This is a genomic window from Citrobacter sp. Cpo089 (assembly GCF_030332695.1).
Taxonomy (GTDB): Bacteria; Pseudomonadota; Gammaproteobacteria; order Enterobacterales; family Enterobacteriaceae; genus Citrobacter; species Citrobacter portucalensis.
Map to the genome: position 1 here is coordinate 23,311 of NZ_JAOWHJ010000028.1, position 15,159 is coordinate 38,469.

At 52.5% G+C, this 15,159-nt stretch carries 10 protein-coding genes; 2 read left to right on the top strand and 8 right to left on the bottom strand.

Features of this window, described 5'->3' with window-relative positions:
* Positions 1–47 precede the first annotated feature (47 nt).
* Positions 48–737 carry an N-acetylmannosamine-6-phosphate 2-epimerase gene (locus OGX92_RS03980; protein ID WP_126317481.1) on the bottom strand — a complete coding sequence of 230 codons (690 nt, stop codon included), beginning with the start codon at positions 735–737 and terminating at the stop codon, positions 48–50.
* Entirely contained in the window at positions 737–2,293 is a 1,557-nt protein-coding gene (locus OGX92_RS03985; protein ID WP_003825703.1) for a maltose/glucose-specific PTS transporter subunit IIC, read from the bottom strand. Before OGX92_RS03985 ends, OGX92_RS03980 begins: the two co-directional genes overlap by 1 nt.
* Before the next feature lie 165 nt (positions 2,294–2,458).
* Between OGX92_RS03985 and OGX92_RS03990 the strand changes: the two genes are divergently transcribed.
* A complete protein-coding gene (locus tag OGX92_RS03990; RefSeq protein ID WP_063940947.1) occupies positions 2,459–3,283 on the top strand; it encodes a MurR/RpiR family transcriptional regulator in 825 nt (274 codons plus the stop codon).
* 55 nt (positions 3,284–3,338) lie between these two features.
* Here the strand turns inward: OGX92_RS03990 and eno are convergent, their stop codons facing one another.
* From eno to rlmD, 5 genes are all read right to left on the bottom strand, one after another.
* Positions 3,339–4,637: a phosphopyruvate hydratase gene (gene eno, locus OGX92_RS03995; RefSeq protein WP_003034129.1), complete on the bottom strand. Its 1,299-nt coding sequence runs from the start codon at positions 4,635–4,637 to the stop codon at positions 3,339–3,341.
* A gap of 87 nt (positions 4,638–4,724) precedes the next feature.
* Positions 4,725–6,362, bottom strand: a complete 1,638-nt coding sequence (gene pyrG, locus OGX92_RS04000) for a glutamine hydrolyzing CTP synthase (RefSeq protein WP_003034127.1) — start codon at positions 6,360–6,362, stop codon at positions 4,725–4,727.
* Positions 6,363–6,586: 224 nt separating this feature from the next.
* Entirely contained in the window at positions 6,587–7,378 is a 792-nt protein-coding gene (gene mazG, locus OGX92_RS04005; protein ID WP_286586264.1) for a nucleoside triphosphate pyrophosphohydrolase, read from the bottom strand.
* Between the two features lie 130 nt (positions 7,379–7,508).
* A complete protein-coding gene (gene relA / locus OGX92_RS04010; RefSeq protein ID WP_003825690.1) occupies positions 7,509–9,743 on the bottom strand; it encodes a GTP diphosphokinase in 2,235 nt (744 codons plus the stop codon).
* A gap of 100 nt (positions 9,744–9,843) precedes the next feature.
* A complete protein-coding gene (gene rlmD / locus OGX92_RS04015; RefSeq protein WP_008785684.1) occupies positions 9,844–11,142 on the bottom strand; it encodes a 23S rRNA (uracil(1939)-C(5))-methyltransferase RlmD in 1,299 nt (432 codons plus the stop codon).
* Positions 11,143–11,199: 57 nt separating this feature from the next.
* Here rlmD and barA point away from each other — a divergent pair, with 57 nt between their 5' ends.
* A complete protein-coding gene (barA, locus tag OGX92_RS04020) occupies positions 11,200–13,956 on the top strand; it encodes a two-component sensor histidine kinase BarA (RefSeq protein WP_003825687.1) in 2,757 nt (918 codons plus the stop codon).
* Positions 13,957–13,990: 34 nt separating this feature from the next.
* Here barA and OGX92_RS04025 read toward each other — a convergent pair whose 3' ends face one another.
* Positions 13,991–15,133, bottom strand: a complete 1,143-nt coding sequence (locus OGX92_RS04025) for a glycerate kinase (protein ID WP_286586265.1) — start codon at positions 15,131–15,133, stop codon at positions 13,991–13,993.
* Positions 15,134–15,159: the final 26 nt, after the last annotated feature.

The following is a 15,159-nucleotide window of genomic DNA, read 5'->3' on the forward strand; positions in this document are numbered from 1 at the left end:
GATAATTATCGCAGATCCCCGCCAAAGTATCATGCCCCATCGATGCTTTACGAGGCGATCGCCGCGACAAAGCGTGCCGTTATCTGCTGCGGGCGCGTGATAGCTCCACCAACCACCACGGTATGAGCGCCTAATGCCAGGCATCGTGCAGCACGTTCAGGGGTATCAACGTTCCCTTCCGCCACAACCGGGACGCTGACCGCAGCCAACACATCACGTAAAAAACCGCAGTCGTTTTCCGCCAGCACATGCCCGGCAGTGTCAGCGGTATAACCGTAGAGCGTGGTGCCCACACAGTCAAAACCCAGGCGCTCGGCGGTCGCCGCTTCGTCTACGGTGGCAATATCCGCCATCAGCAGTACGGACGGATAGCGAGCGCGGATTTGCGTGACCAGTTCTTCCAGCGATTGCCCACCGGGGCGCGGGCGCGCTGTCGCATCCAGAGCAATAATTTCCGGCTCAACGGTCATCAGTTCATCGACTTCCTGTAAAGTGGCCGTGATAAACACATCGCTACCCGGATAATCACGCTTGATAATCCCAATCACCGGCAGGGAGACGCTCTCTTTGATCGCGCGAATGTCCACCACGCTGTTCGCACGAATACCTACCGCACCGCCCTGCGCTGCCGCCAGCGCCATACGTGACATAATAAACGGGCTGTGCAGGGGCTCATTTTCCAGCGCCTGACAGGAGACAATTAATTTACCTTTCAGGGAATCCAGTACAGTTTTCATTACGATAAGATCTCTTCGACTTCGTTTTTAATGATGGTGACATGCGGGCCATAAATCACCTGAACCCCGTTGCCGCGAATAATGACGCCACGGGCTCCGGTCGCTTTCAGCGCCGCTTCATCGACCTTGCTGCTCTCTTTCACCGTCACGCGCAGGCGTGTGGCGCAACAATCCACCTCTTCCAGATTCTCTTTGCCTCCCAGCCCGGCGATCACTGCCGCAGCTCGCTCACTCTGCGGCAGGCCGGATTCAGTCGGCGCTGCGTTTTCACGACCTGGTGTCAACCAGTTAAAGCGGTTAATCAAATAGCGGAAGGTGAAGTAGTAAAGGAAGAACCACGGGATCCCCACCATGGGGACGTACATCCAGTTGGTTTTAGCTTCCCCCTGTAGCACGCCGAAAAGGAGGAAATCGATAAGCCCACCCGAAAAGGTTTGCCCGATGGTGATATGTAAAATATGCGCCATCATAAACGCCAGACCATCGAAGAAGGCGTGAATGACGTATAACACGGGTGCGACAAACAGGAAGGAGAACTCGATAGGCTCAGTGATACCTGTCAGGAAAGAGGTCAGGGCCGCTGACAACAGCAGACCAGCGACAAGTTTTCTGTTCTCAGGCCTGGCGGTGTGGTACATCGCCAGACATGCGCCAAGCAGGCCAAACATCATGGTGATGAAGCGCCCGGACATAAAGCGCGAGGTGCCCGCATAGAACTGCTGCGTATTCGGATCGGCAAGTTGCGCGAAGAAAATACGCTGAGTACCTTCAACTAACTGGCCGTTGACGATTTCACTTCCGCCAAGCGCTGTCGTCCAGAACGGCAAATAAAAGATATGGTGTAAACCCAGTGGGCCAAGCATACGCAGGATGAAGCCATACAACAGCGTCCCCAGATAGCCTGTCGCATCCACCAGACCACCCAGTCCAAAAATGAGTTTCTGGAAATGCGGCCAAACCACCGTCATGACCGCACCCACGACAATCGCGGCAAGGGAGCTAATAATCGGTACAAAGCGCGAACCGCTGAAGAAACCAAGGAACTGAGGTAATGAGACTTTATTGAAACGGCTATGCAGCGCGCAGGTGACAAGCCCAATCACCACCCCACCGAACACACCCGTTTCCAGTGTCTGAATACCCAGCGTCATCCCCTGGCCTACGGCACCGGGATTCTCGTGCGCCAGCGTTCCGTTGAGCGTCAATAAAGCGTTGATGGTGGCGTTCATCACCAGAAATGCCAGCAATGCCGCAAGCCCGGCGGTGCCTTTATCCGTTTTCGCCAGTCCTACTGCGACACCTACCGCAAAAAGCACCGACAGGTTGGCAAACACAATAGAACCTGCGCTGGTCATGATCGTGAAAATTGCCTGTAACCAGTCAACGTCCAAAAATGGATAAGCAGTCAATGTGTTTGGATTCGACAGCGCGCCGCCAATCCCTAACAACAGCCCCGCAGCAGGCAGTACCGCAATCGGCAGCATGAACGATTTGCCGAACCGCTGTGCCTTTTCGAACCATGCGCCCGATGAAGCGCCGCTAAACATTTGCATCATTTTTTCATCTCTCCGATTAATGATGAAAATTTTTATCATATTTAATATATATAATGAAAATTATCATCAGAATCCAGGAAGCCGATCATACTTTTTTAAAATGACTGGCATCTCTCCCCTGCTTTCCGCCACACTATCAACAGAGAAACGCATTAAGGATTTTGCATGTCAGAAAATGAAAACCTGCTGCTGAGATTGCGCCAGGGCGTTGACGGATATAGCCGAACACAGCAGAAGCTGGGAGAGTTTGTGCTCAGCGATCCGGCAAAAGTTGTCTACCTGACGATTACCGAACTGGCGCGTGAAAGCGACACCAGCGAGGCGAGCGTCACACGTCTGTGCCGCGCACTTGGGTGTAAGGGTTATAACGAATTCAAAATGGCGCTGGCACTCGATCTCCAGCAAGGACAGCCGGTAGAGCACAGCGGGGATGAAATTGACAATGTGGTCAATGAATCCGTACAAGCGTTGCAGGACACAGCAAAATTACTCGACAGGACATTACTGGAATCCGCCGCTTTGGCACTGCATCAGGCCCAGTCGGTACAGATTTATGGCGTAGCGGCCAGCGCTATTCTGGGGGAGTATTTACATTACAAACTCCTGCGCCTCGGCAAACCTGCACAATTGTTCAGTGACATGCATCGTGCAGCCATGAACGCCACAACGCTTAACAAAGACACGCTGGTGGTAGCGATTTCCAGTTCAGGTTCGACGCGCGATCTACTGCATGTCGTTAAACTGGCGCGTAAGCAAGGCGTGCGCGTACTGGCGTTAAGTAATACGCCGCGCAGCCCGTTGGCTTCGCTGAGCGATATTCAACTGGTCGCAGCCAAACCAGAAGGTCCGTTGAGTGCTGGCGCGCTAAACGCCAAGGTGGGAGTGATGCTGTTGGTAGAGCTACTGACTACGTCGCTGATTGCTCTGGATGAAAAGTACAGTGATGTGAGCCAGCAAACCGCCAGCGCAACCCTTCCTCTACTGCTTTAAGGGCATAAAAAAACCCGCCGCAGCGGGTTTTTACGTTAAGAGTTAAAGAACAGGATTACGCCTGACCTTTGATCTCTTTACGACCGTTGTACGGTGCTTGTTCACCCAGAGCTTCTTCGATACGAATCAGCTGGTTGTACTTAGCAACGCGGTCAGAACGGCTCATAGAACCAGTTTTGATCTGGCCTGCAGCGGTACCAACAGCCAGGTCAGCGATGGTAGCGTCTTCAGTTTCGCCAGAACGGTGAGAGATGACAGCGGTGTAGCCAGCGTCTTTCGCCATTTTGATCGCAGCCAGAGTTTCGGTCAGAGAACCGATCTGGTTGAATTTGATCAGGATGGAGTTAACGATGCCTTTTTCGATGCCTTCTTTCAGGATCTTGGTGTTAGTTACGAACAGATCGTCACCAACCAGCTGGATTTTGTCGCCCAGTACTTTAGTCTGGTATGCGAAACCGTCCCAGTCAGACTCGTCCAGACCATCTTCGATGGACACGATCGGGTACTGTTTGGTCAGTTCTTCCAGGAAGTGAGTGAATTCTTCGGAGGTGAATGCTTTGTTGCCTTCGCCAGCCAGAACGTATTTACCGTCTTTGTAGAATTCAGAAGCTGCACAGTCCATCGCCAGGGTGATGTCTTTGCCCAGCTCGTAGCCAGCTGCTTTAACCGCTTCAGCGATTACAGCCAGAGCTTCAGCGTTGGAACCCAGGTTCGGCGCGTAGCCACCTTCGTCACCAACTGCAGTGTTCATACCTTTAGCTTTCAGAACTTTAGCCAGGTTGTGGAACACTTCAGAACCCATACGAACGGCTTCTTTCAGAGTCTTAGCGCCAACCGGCTGAATCATGAATTCCTGGATGTCGACGTTGTTGTCAGCGTGCTCACCACCGTTGATGATGTTCATCATCGGAACCGGCATGGAGTATTTACCCGGAGTACCGTTCAGTTCAGCGATGTGTGCATACAGCGGCAGGCCTTTTGCAGCTGCTGCTGCTTTGGCGTTCGCCAGGGACACAGCCAGGATGGCGTTTGCACCGAAGTTGGATTTGTTTTCAGTACCGTCCAGATCGATCATGATCTTGTCGATGCCAGCCTGATCTTTAGCATCTTTACCCAGCAGAGCCTGAGCAATTGGGCCGTTAACAGCTGCAACAGCTTTCAGTACGCCTTTACCCATGAAACGGGATTTGTCGCCATCGCGCAGTTCCAGTGCTTCGCGGGAACCAGTAGAAGCACCTGACGGAGCTGCTGCCATACCTACGAAACCACCTTCCAGGTGTACTTCGGCTTCAACAGTCGGGTTACCACGGGAGTCGATGATTTCACGACCGATGATTTTAACGATTTTGGACATTAGATTTTCCTCAGTACAAGTTAAACTAAAACTCCAGACAAACAATGCACCCTGATGGGTGCATTGCCGTTCTAACTTATTTACTTCTTACTTCGCCTGACGCTTCTGATGTTCACTGGCGGCTTTCACAAAGCCGGCAAACAGCGGGTGCCCATCACGTGGCGTGGAAGTAAATTCCGGGTGGAACTGACAGGCCACGAACCACGGATGATTCGGTACCTCAATGATCTCGACCAACTGATCATCACCGGAACGGCCTGCAATACGCAGACCCGCAGCTTCAATCTGTTTCAACAGCATATTGTTGACTTCATAACGGTGGCGATGGCGTTCAACAATTGTCGGCGCGCCGTACAGTTGACGAACCAGGCTATCGTCGCTCAACTGACACTGCTGCGCGCCAAGGCGCATTGTGCCGCCCAGATCGCTCTTCTCTGTACGGACTTCGACGTTGCCGTCTTCATCGCGCCATTCGGTAATCAGGGCCACCACCGGGTACTTACAGTCTGGCACAAATTCCGTGGAGTTGGCGTTGTCCATACCCACTACGTTACGTGCAAACTCAATCAACGCAACCTGCATACCCAGGCAAATGCCCAGATAAGGAATATTGTTCTCACGCGCAAAACGCGCCGTCGCGATTTTACCTTCAACACCGCGGTAGCCGAAGCCGCCAGGGATCAGGATTGCATCAAGACCTTTCAGGATCTCAACGCCACGCGTTTCGACATCTTGCGAATCGATCAGCTTGATGTTGACGGTGACACGATTCTTCAGACCACCGTGCTTCAGCGCTTCGATAACTGACTTATAGGCATCCGGCAGTTCAATGTACTTGCCGACCATACCGATAGTCACTTCGCCTGCCGGATTCGCTTCTTCGTAGATAACCTGTTCCCATTCTGACAGATTAGCTTCCGGACAGTTCAAGCTGAATCGTTTACAAATATAATCGTCAAGGCCCTGAGATTTCAACAGGCCCGGGATTTTATAGATGGAATCGACATCTTTCAGAGAAATCACCGCTTTTTCCGGAACGTTACAGAACAATGCAATTTTTGCACGTTCATTAGCCGGAACTGCGCGATCGGAGCGGCAAATCAGGATATCTGGCTGAATACCGATAGAAAGCAGCTCTTTTACAGAGTGCTGAGTCGGTTTAGTTTTGACTTCACCTGCCGCCGCCATGTACGGAACCAGCGTCAGATGCATAAACAGCGTGTGCTCACGGCCAATTTCTACGGCCATCTGGCGAATCGCTTCAAGGAACGGCAGAGATTCGATATCCCCAACGGTTCCGCCGATTTCGACCAGAACAACATCATGACCTTCACCGCCTTCCAGAACGCGCTCTTTAATGGCATTCGTGATGTGCGGGATAACCTGAACTGTTGCGCCCAGGTAGTCGCCACGGCGTTCTTTACGCAGAACGTCGGAGTAGATACGACCCGTAGTGAAGTTGTTGCGGCGGCTCATTTTGGTACGAATGAAACGCTCATAGTGACCCAGGTCCAGGTCGGTTTCAGCGCCGTCTTCGGTAACGAACACTTCCCCGTGTTGGATTGGGCTCATAGTACCTGGATCGACGTTGATGTACGGATCCAGTTTCATCATGGTTACATTGAGGCCACGGGCTTCAAGAATGGCTGCCAGGGAGGCTGCGGCAATGCCTTTTCCCAGAGAGGATACGACCCCGCCGGTCACAAAAATATAGTTCGTTGTCATGCTGGACCTGAGAAGTTAGGGTGAAACGATGGAATTACCAAGACGGGAAAGTAGTATACCCGAACATGACGAGCGCCACAAACTTTCATTATTCCTCCTCTTCACCAGGCTCACATTAACATCGGGAGTGAGAAAATAGCCCCTTTGGGGTAAATGTTTTTGACGTAAATCAAGCGCTTGTTATTTAAAAAATCACACAAATCGCCCTTGACCGACGAAATCCCTTAGAGATCAATTTCCTGCCGTTTTACCTGTTGCCAGACTTCTTCCATAGTTTCCAGATCAACACCAGTCATTTCCAGACCGCGCGAAGCCACAATTCGCTCAACTTCACGAAAACGCCGCTCAAACTTCTCGTTCGCTTTCTGCAATGCGGTCTCTGCTTTAGTGCCTAAATGCCGGGCCATATTGACCGTAGCAAACAGCAGATCGCCCATTTCCTCCTCCAGTTTAGCCTGGTCGACAACAGCCTGCTTAGCCTCAAACATGACTTCGTCGATCTCTTCGTAAACCTTGTCGACAACCGGTCCTAATGTTTTCCAGTCGAAGCCAACATTTGAGCAGCGTTTCTGGATTTTTTGGGCGCGCATTAATGCCGGTAAACTGTGGGGAATATCGTCGAGTGCGGAATGCTGTGCCTTCTGGGCGCGTTCTTCACTTTTGATTTTTTCCCAGCGGGTCAAAACCTCAGTACTGTTACTGGCAGAAACATCAGCAAAAACATGTGGATGACGGCGTTCAAGCTTATCGCTTATCGCAGCACAAATATCATCAAAGTTGAAGCGTCCTTCTTCCTGCGCCATCTGGGCGTAAAACACCACCTGGAACAGCAGGTCGCCCAGCTCTCCGCGCAGGTCGTCAAAGTCTTCACGCGCAATCGCGTCCAGCACTTCATAGGTTTCTTCGAGAGTGTAAGGAGCAATAGTGGAGAATGTCTGCTCTTTGTCCCACGGACAGCCGTTTTCCGGGTCGCGCAGGCGCTGCATAATACCGAGCAGTCGGTCGATTTGATTCATTGGAATGTCCTGAAATTTCAATATAGTAGACCGGATAACGCGACAACCGACATCCAGCAACATAGCAATGCCTGATGGCAACGCTAACGCGTCTTATCAGGCCTACAAGGTTATCCGGCCTACAAAATCATTAATTACCGTGCAAGCGACGTGCGTCGATCACATCCGGTACCTGGTTCAGCTTGCCGAGCACGCGCCCGAGCACCTGCAGGTTATAAATTTCGATGGTCATATCGATGGTGGCCAGCTGTTGTTTGGTATCACTTCGGCTGGCAACTCCCAGCACGTTCACCTTCTCGTTGGCGAGGATCGTGGTGATATCACGTAACAAGCCGCTGCGATCGTTGGCCTGGACGCGAACCACCAGCGAATACCCTGCCGAGTAGCTTTCGCCCCAGACCGCATCAACAATACGTTCCGGCGCATGGGAGCGCAGTTCAGCCAGCTGTTCACAATCCGCCCGGTGCACGGAAATACCGCGTCCCTGGGTAATAAACCCGACAATCTCATCGCCTGGAATCGGCTGGCAGCAGCGGGCGATGTGGTGCATCAGGTTACCTACCCCTTCCACCACCACACGACCGTCGTCTTTACGACGACTCTGCGGTGCCTGCGTTTTCTGCTGAAGCTGTTTCAGTGCGGCGGCATCCTGTTCGGCAGCGCTTGGCTTATTAAACTGCGCCTGCAGGAAGTTCACCATTTGGTTGAGGCGGATGTCTCCCCCACCAATCGCCGCCAGCAACTCGTCCAGCTCATTGAAGCTGTAGCGCGGTAGCAGGTGTTTTTCCGCCTCTTTCAGGCTGATGCCTAAATGCGCCAGCTCATCGTCGAGGATCTGGCGACCTGCAAGGATGTTCTTATCACGGTCCTGTTTACGGAACCAGGCGTGGATCTTCGAACGCCCACGACTGGTGGTTACGTAGCCAAGGTTAGGGTTCAACCAGTCGCGGCTTGGGTTTGGCTGTTTCTGGGTGATAATTTCAATTTGATCGCCCATCTGCAGCTGGTAGGTAAACGGTACAATGCGCCCACCAATTTTCGCGCCAATGCATCGATGCCCCACATCGCTATGAATGTGGTAAGCAAAATCGAGCGGCGTGGAGCCCGCAGGTAAGTCTACAACGTCGCCTTTTGGCGTAAAGACGTACACGCGGTCATCAAAGACCTGGCTACGGACTTCATCCAGCATTTCACCGGAATCCGCCATCTCTTCCTGCCAGGCAATCAGCTTACGCAGCCACGCAATGCGATCTTCATGACCAGAACGCGCCGCGCCTGAAGCGGTACCCTCTTTGTACTTCCAGTGCGCCGCGACGCCCAGTTCGGCATCTTCGTGCATCTGTTTGGTACGGATCTGAATTTCGATGGTTTTCCCGCCCGGCCCCAGCACAACCGTATGGATTGACTGGTAGCCATTGGGTTTCGGATTAGCAACGTAATCATCGAACTCATCCGGCAGATGGCGATAGTGAGTATGTACTATCCCGAGTGCGGCATAGCAGTCCTGTAAACGCTCTGCCACGATACGCACTGCGCGTACATCGAACAGTTCATCGAAGGCTAACTGCTTTTTCTGCATTTTGCGCCAGATACTGTAGATATGCTTCGGACGTCCGTACACTTCAGCTTTGACGCCTTCCGTTTTCATCTCTGAGCGCAAATGACCGACGAACTCATCAATGTAATGTTCCCTGTCGATACGTCGTTCATGCAGCAGCTTGGCTATGCGTTTGTATTCAGCCGGGTGCAGATAACGAAAGCAATAATCTTCCAGCTCCCATTTTAATTGCCCGATTCCCAAACGGTTGGCCAGCGGCGCATAAATATTGGTGCACTCTTTTGCCGCCAGAACGCGTTCATCTTCCGGCGCGTCTTTCACTTCACGCAGATGGGCAATCCGCTCTGCCAGCTTGATGACCACACAGCGGAAGTCATCTACCATTGCCAGCAGCATGCGGCGGACGTTATCGACCTGCTCGGAAGAAACTGAATCGGTATGCGTGGCTTTAAGCTGACGTATCGCCGCCATATCACGCACACCGTGGATAAGATGAACAATGGATTTGCCCACGCTCTCGCGCAGGATGTCTTCACTGACCACGTTGGCATCAGCCAGAGGGAACAGCATTGCTGCACGCAGCGTGTCGATATCCATGCTCAACATAGAGAGAATTTCTACCATCTCCACGCCACGCCACAGCAGCAGATCCGCATCCGGATGCCCCTGTGTCTGCTGGAGGCAGTACGCCCAGGTTTCGGCTAAGCGTTCACACGACTGCTGGCTGGAGATCCCCAGACTCGCGATCCATTTCTTTGGATCAAACTCACCAGCTTTATTTATATGTGCACTTCTTACCGCAACCATTGTCCTCTCCTTAAGGGGCCAGGCCTGTCGAAGTCGACAAGCCCTACCCATTGTCTTTCATGCTGCATTACAACCCGAAATCCAATGGGTACAAAATTCATTACAAACGCTCAAACAGGACCATTGATTCCAGGTGTCCAGTGTGCGGAAACATATCGAGCATCGCCAGTCGCCGTATGGCGTATCCAGCGTTGAGCAAAGCATCGCTGTCACGAGCCAGCGTTGCTGGGTTACAGGATACATAAACAACGCGTATAGGTTCTAATTTTATAATATGTTGCATCACACCTGCAGCCCCCGCACGCGCAGGATCGAGCAATACTTTGTCGAATCCGTTTTTCGCCCACGGCTGTCGGGTAACATCTTCCTCAAGGTTTTCATGAAAGAATGTCACATTGTGTAATCCGTTATTCAGCGCGTTTTCTCGGCCTTTTTCCACCAACGCAGGAACACCTTCCACACCAACCACGCTTGCTGCCCGAGTTGCCAGCGGTAGGGTAAAATTGCCCATGCCACAGAACAAATCGAGTACACGATCTTCAGGTTGTACATCGAGCCATTCCAGCGCACGGGCGACCATTTGTTGGTTTACCCCTTCATTGACCTGAATAAAATCGCGCGGGCTGAAGGTTAACCGTAGTCCATTTGAGTCATACCAGGGCGATTCTTCTGATATTGATTCCAGTATCTCGCTTTGCGGGGCCAGAAACAAAGACAGCCCTTGAGAATGCGAAAAGCATTCCAGTTTTTCTTTATCCGCAGCACTCAATGGCGCCGTGTGGCGCAAAATCATCAGGGTTCCGCTTCCCGCCTGTACCAGCTCAACATGGCCTAGATGGCGTAACCCTTGCAGACTTTCCAGACACGCTCTGAGATGGGGCAATAACGCCTCAAGCTGGGGCACCAAAATAGGGCATTGTTTGACATCGATAATGTCGCTGGAACCGGATTTGCGAAACCCCATCTGCAATTTTTGTTCTTTTGGCCGATAGTTCAGGCTCAAACGTGCGCGACGACGATAGCCCCACGGGGCATCAGCTATAACATCTGACACCTCACATTTCATTAAACGCGACAACGCCGCGCTTTTGCTACGCTGCTGCAATGAGATGCTGGCATGCTGCTGCTGGCAACCGCCGCACACGCCAAAATGCGGGCAACGTGGCACTTCTCGCTGTGGGCTGTCGTTTAAACGTCGTTTTACTTGCGCGCGGGCAAACTGTTTTTTATCTTCGGTAATCACCACCTCGGCGCTTTCCTGGGGTAGCAATTCCGGTATAAATAACGCCTTTCCGTTATGGCGAGCGACGCCCTGACCAAAAGGATCGAGGTCATTGACGGTAACGGTTATGATCTGACGCGTCGTCACGCGTCGTTTTGCAGAGTAGAATTGCGCCATCGACGAGATATTTCTCTATTTAACAGTGTGACCCTAATTGTCCCATAACGGAACTCCATGACCAACTACAGCCTGCGCGCACGCATGATGATTCTGATCCTGGCCCCGACCGTCCTGATAGGTTTGTTGCTCAGTATCTTTTTTGTTGTGCATCGCTATAACGACTTGCAGCGTCAACTGGAAGATGCTGGTGCCAGCATCATTGAACCACTCGCGGTCTCCAGCGAATATGGCATGAACCTGCAAAACAGGGAATCCATCGGCCAGCTTATCAGCGTGCTGCATCGTCGCCATTCCGATATCGTGCGGGCAATTTCTGTTTATGACGAAAATAACCGACTTTTCGTCACCTCTAATTTTCATCTCGATCCGTCTGAAATGCAGTTGGCGACCGGTTCACCGTTTCCCCGTAAGCTGAGCGTCACCCGGCACGGGGATATCATGATCCTGCGTACCCCTATTATATCGGAAAGCTATTCACCGGATGAATCCGCCGTTAGTGATGCGAAAAACACCAAAAATATGCTGGGGTATGTGGCGCTTGAGCTGGACCTTAAGTCCGTACGATTGCAGCAGTACAAAGAGATCTTTATCTCCAGCGTAATGATGCTGTTTTGTATTGGTATCGCGTTAATTTTCGGCTGGCGTCTTATGCGCGACGTGACCGGCCCGATTCGCAATATGGTGAATACCGTTGACCGAATACGTAGAGGACAGCTCGACAGCCGCGTGGAAGGTTTCATGCTGGGCGAGCTGGATATGCTTAAAAATGGCATCAACTCGATGGCGATGTCTCTCGCGGCTTACCATGAAGAGATGCAGCACAACATCGATCAGGCCACCTCTGACCTGCGCGAAACGCTGGAGCAGATGGAAATTCAGAACGTCGAGCTGGATCTGGCGAAGAAACGCGCCCAGGAAGCGGCTCGTATTAAGTCTGAGTTTCTGGCAAACATGTCCCACGAGCTGCGAACACCGCTGAATGGCGTGATTGGCTTCACCCGTCTTACGCTAAAAACCGAACTCAACACCACACAGCGCGATCACCTGAATACCATTGAACGCTCAGCTAACAATCTGCTGGCCATCATCAATGATGTACTCGACTTCTCCAAACTTGAGGCGGGCAAGCTGATTCTTGAAAGCATTCCGTTCCCGCTGCGCAGCACGCTGGATGATGTCGTCACACTGTTAGCACATTCATCCCATGATAAAGGGCTTGAGCTGACGCTGAATATTAAGAATGACGTACCGGACAACGTCATCGGTGACCCGTTGCGTTTACAGCAGGTGATCACCAATCTGGTCGGCAATGCCATCAAATTTACCGAAGGCGGTAACATCGACATCCTGGTCGAGAAGCGAGCCCTTAGTAACACGAAAGTGCAAATTGAAGTACAAATCCGCGATACCGGGATCGGTATTCCTGAGCGCGATCAATCCCGTCTGTTCCAGGCCTTCCGCCAGGCGGATGCCAGTATTTCCCGGCGTCATGGCGGAACCGGGCTAGGCCTGGTCATTACGCAAAAACTGGTCAACGAAATGGGTGGGGATATATCCTTCCACAGCCAGCCGAACCGGGGCTCCACGTTCTGGTTCCATATCAGCCTCGATCTTAACCCTAATGTTCTCGTTGACCGCTCAACCACGCTCTGCCTGGCCGGTAAACGACTGGCCTACGTCGAACCTAACGCCACCGCCGCACAATGCACGTTAGATATATTGAGTGAAACACCGCTGGAGGTGATTTACAGCCCTTCATTCTCCGGGCTGCCGAAGGATCACTACGATATTCTGCTGCTCGGCATTCCGGTCACTTTACGCGAACCGCTCACCATGCAGCATGAGCGGCTGGCAAGCGCAGCGGCGATGACCGACTTTTTGTTACTGGCCCTCCCTTGCCATGCGCAGATTAACGCCGAGAAGTTAAAACAGGGCGGCGCGGCGGCGTGTCTGTTGAAACCGCTCACCTCAACCCGCTTACTGCCTGCGCTGACAGAGTATTGTCAGCTGAACCACAGCGCGGATCCGCTGCTGGTAGACGAGAGCAAAATCGCGATGACCGTCATGGCGGTAGACGACAACCCGGCGAACCTCAAGCTGATTGGCGCATTGCTGGAAGATAAGGTACAGCACGTCGTGCTCTGCGACAGCGGGCATCAGGCGGTGGATCGCGCCAGACAAATGCAATTTGATCTGATCCTGATGGATATTCAGATGCCTGATATGGACGGCATTCGCGCTTGTGAACTTATCCACCAGCTTCCTCATCAACAGCAGACACCTGTCATTGCGGTCACCGCACACGCCATGGCCGGGCAGAAAGAGAAGCTACTCAGCGCCGGGATGAACGATTACCTGGCGAAGCCTATCGAGGAAGATAAGCTACATAATCTGCTGTTACGTTACAAACCGGGTGCAAGCACATCGCTGCGGGCACTCACCGCAGAACCTCTTGAGCCAGTCGTCAATCCGAACACGACGCTCGACTGGCAACTGGCATTAAGGCAAGCCGCGGGTAAGAACGATTTGGCGCGGGATATGCTGCAAATGCTGATCGATTTTCTGCCTGAGGTGCGTAACAAAATCGAAGAGCAACTGGTCGGAGAGAACCCCGAAGGGCTAGTGGATATGATTCACAAGCTGCACGGCAGTTGCGGTTATAGTGGTGTCCCCCGCATGAAAAACCTGTGTCAGCTCATTGAACAACAGCTACGCAGTGGAACCAAAGAAGAAGAGCTGGAACCTGAGTTTTTAGAGCTTCTGGATGAGATGGACAACGTTGCACGCGAAGCAAAGAAGCTGTTGGGGTAATATTTGCCGGAAGGCGGCGTGACCGCCCTACAACTCAGCGTAATTGCTGCCCTGCTTTAAGCGTTGCGGCTACGTTTCGCGCCGTCATTCGTACGTTGTCGTTCGCGTTCTTCAGCGCCTCATCCAGGGTACAAATGGAGTAGATGACGCTGAAAACCGCATCCAGCCCATGCTCATGGACCACACCGACATCGGCCGTCAGGCTACCTGCGATACCGATAACCGGCTTGTTGTAACGTTTTGCGACCTTCGCCACGCCAACCGGAACCTTACCGTGAATAGTCTGACTATCAATGCGCCCTTCACCCGTGACCACTAAATCCGCATCCGCAACGCAGGCATCAAGGTGTAACGCATCGGTCACTATCTCAATACCGCAGCGTAACTGTGCGCCGCAAAACGCATACAGCGCCGCCCCCATACCACCAGCCGCACCACCACCGGCCAGATCCAGCACGTTGACGTCCAGATCGCGGGCAATGAGTTGCGCAAAGTGCGTGAGCGCCCGATCCAGGCGGGTAATCATCTCCGGCGTCGCCCCTTTTTGCGGACCAAAAACCGCAGATGCGCCCTTTTTTCCAGTCAACGGGTTGGTCACATCGCAAGCAACTTCAATACGGCACCCGGCAAGACGGCTGTCTAACTGAGAAATATCAATCCGGGACAGAGATTCCAGACCGATTCCGCCTTGCGCAATTTCGTTATTTTGCGCATCCAGCAGTTTTGCTCCCAGCGCTTGCACCATCCCGGCACCGCCATCATTGGTGGCGCTACCGCCAATCCCAATGATGATATGTTCAACGCCAGCGTCCAGCGCATGACGGATTAACTCCCCGGTTCCCCAGGATGTCGTTTTCAGCGGATCGCGTAACCCCACAGGAACCTGTTCCAGTCCGCTGGCGGCCGCCATTTCGATAAACGCCGAGCGCTCATCACCAGATAAACCATAAAATGCCTGAATTGTGTTGCCCAAAGGGCCGGTAACATCAACATGCACAAGGTGACCTTGCGTTGCGGCAACCATCGCTTCGACCGTTCCTTCACCGCCATCTGCAACCGGAATCTTCACGTAATCCGCATCGGGCCAGATCTCACGAAACCCCTGCTCTATAGCCGTTGCCACCTCAAGCGCACTCAAACTTTCCTTATAGGAATCTGGTGCGATTACTATTTTCATAAAGCATCCTTACGCATGTTGACTAT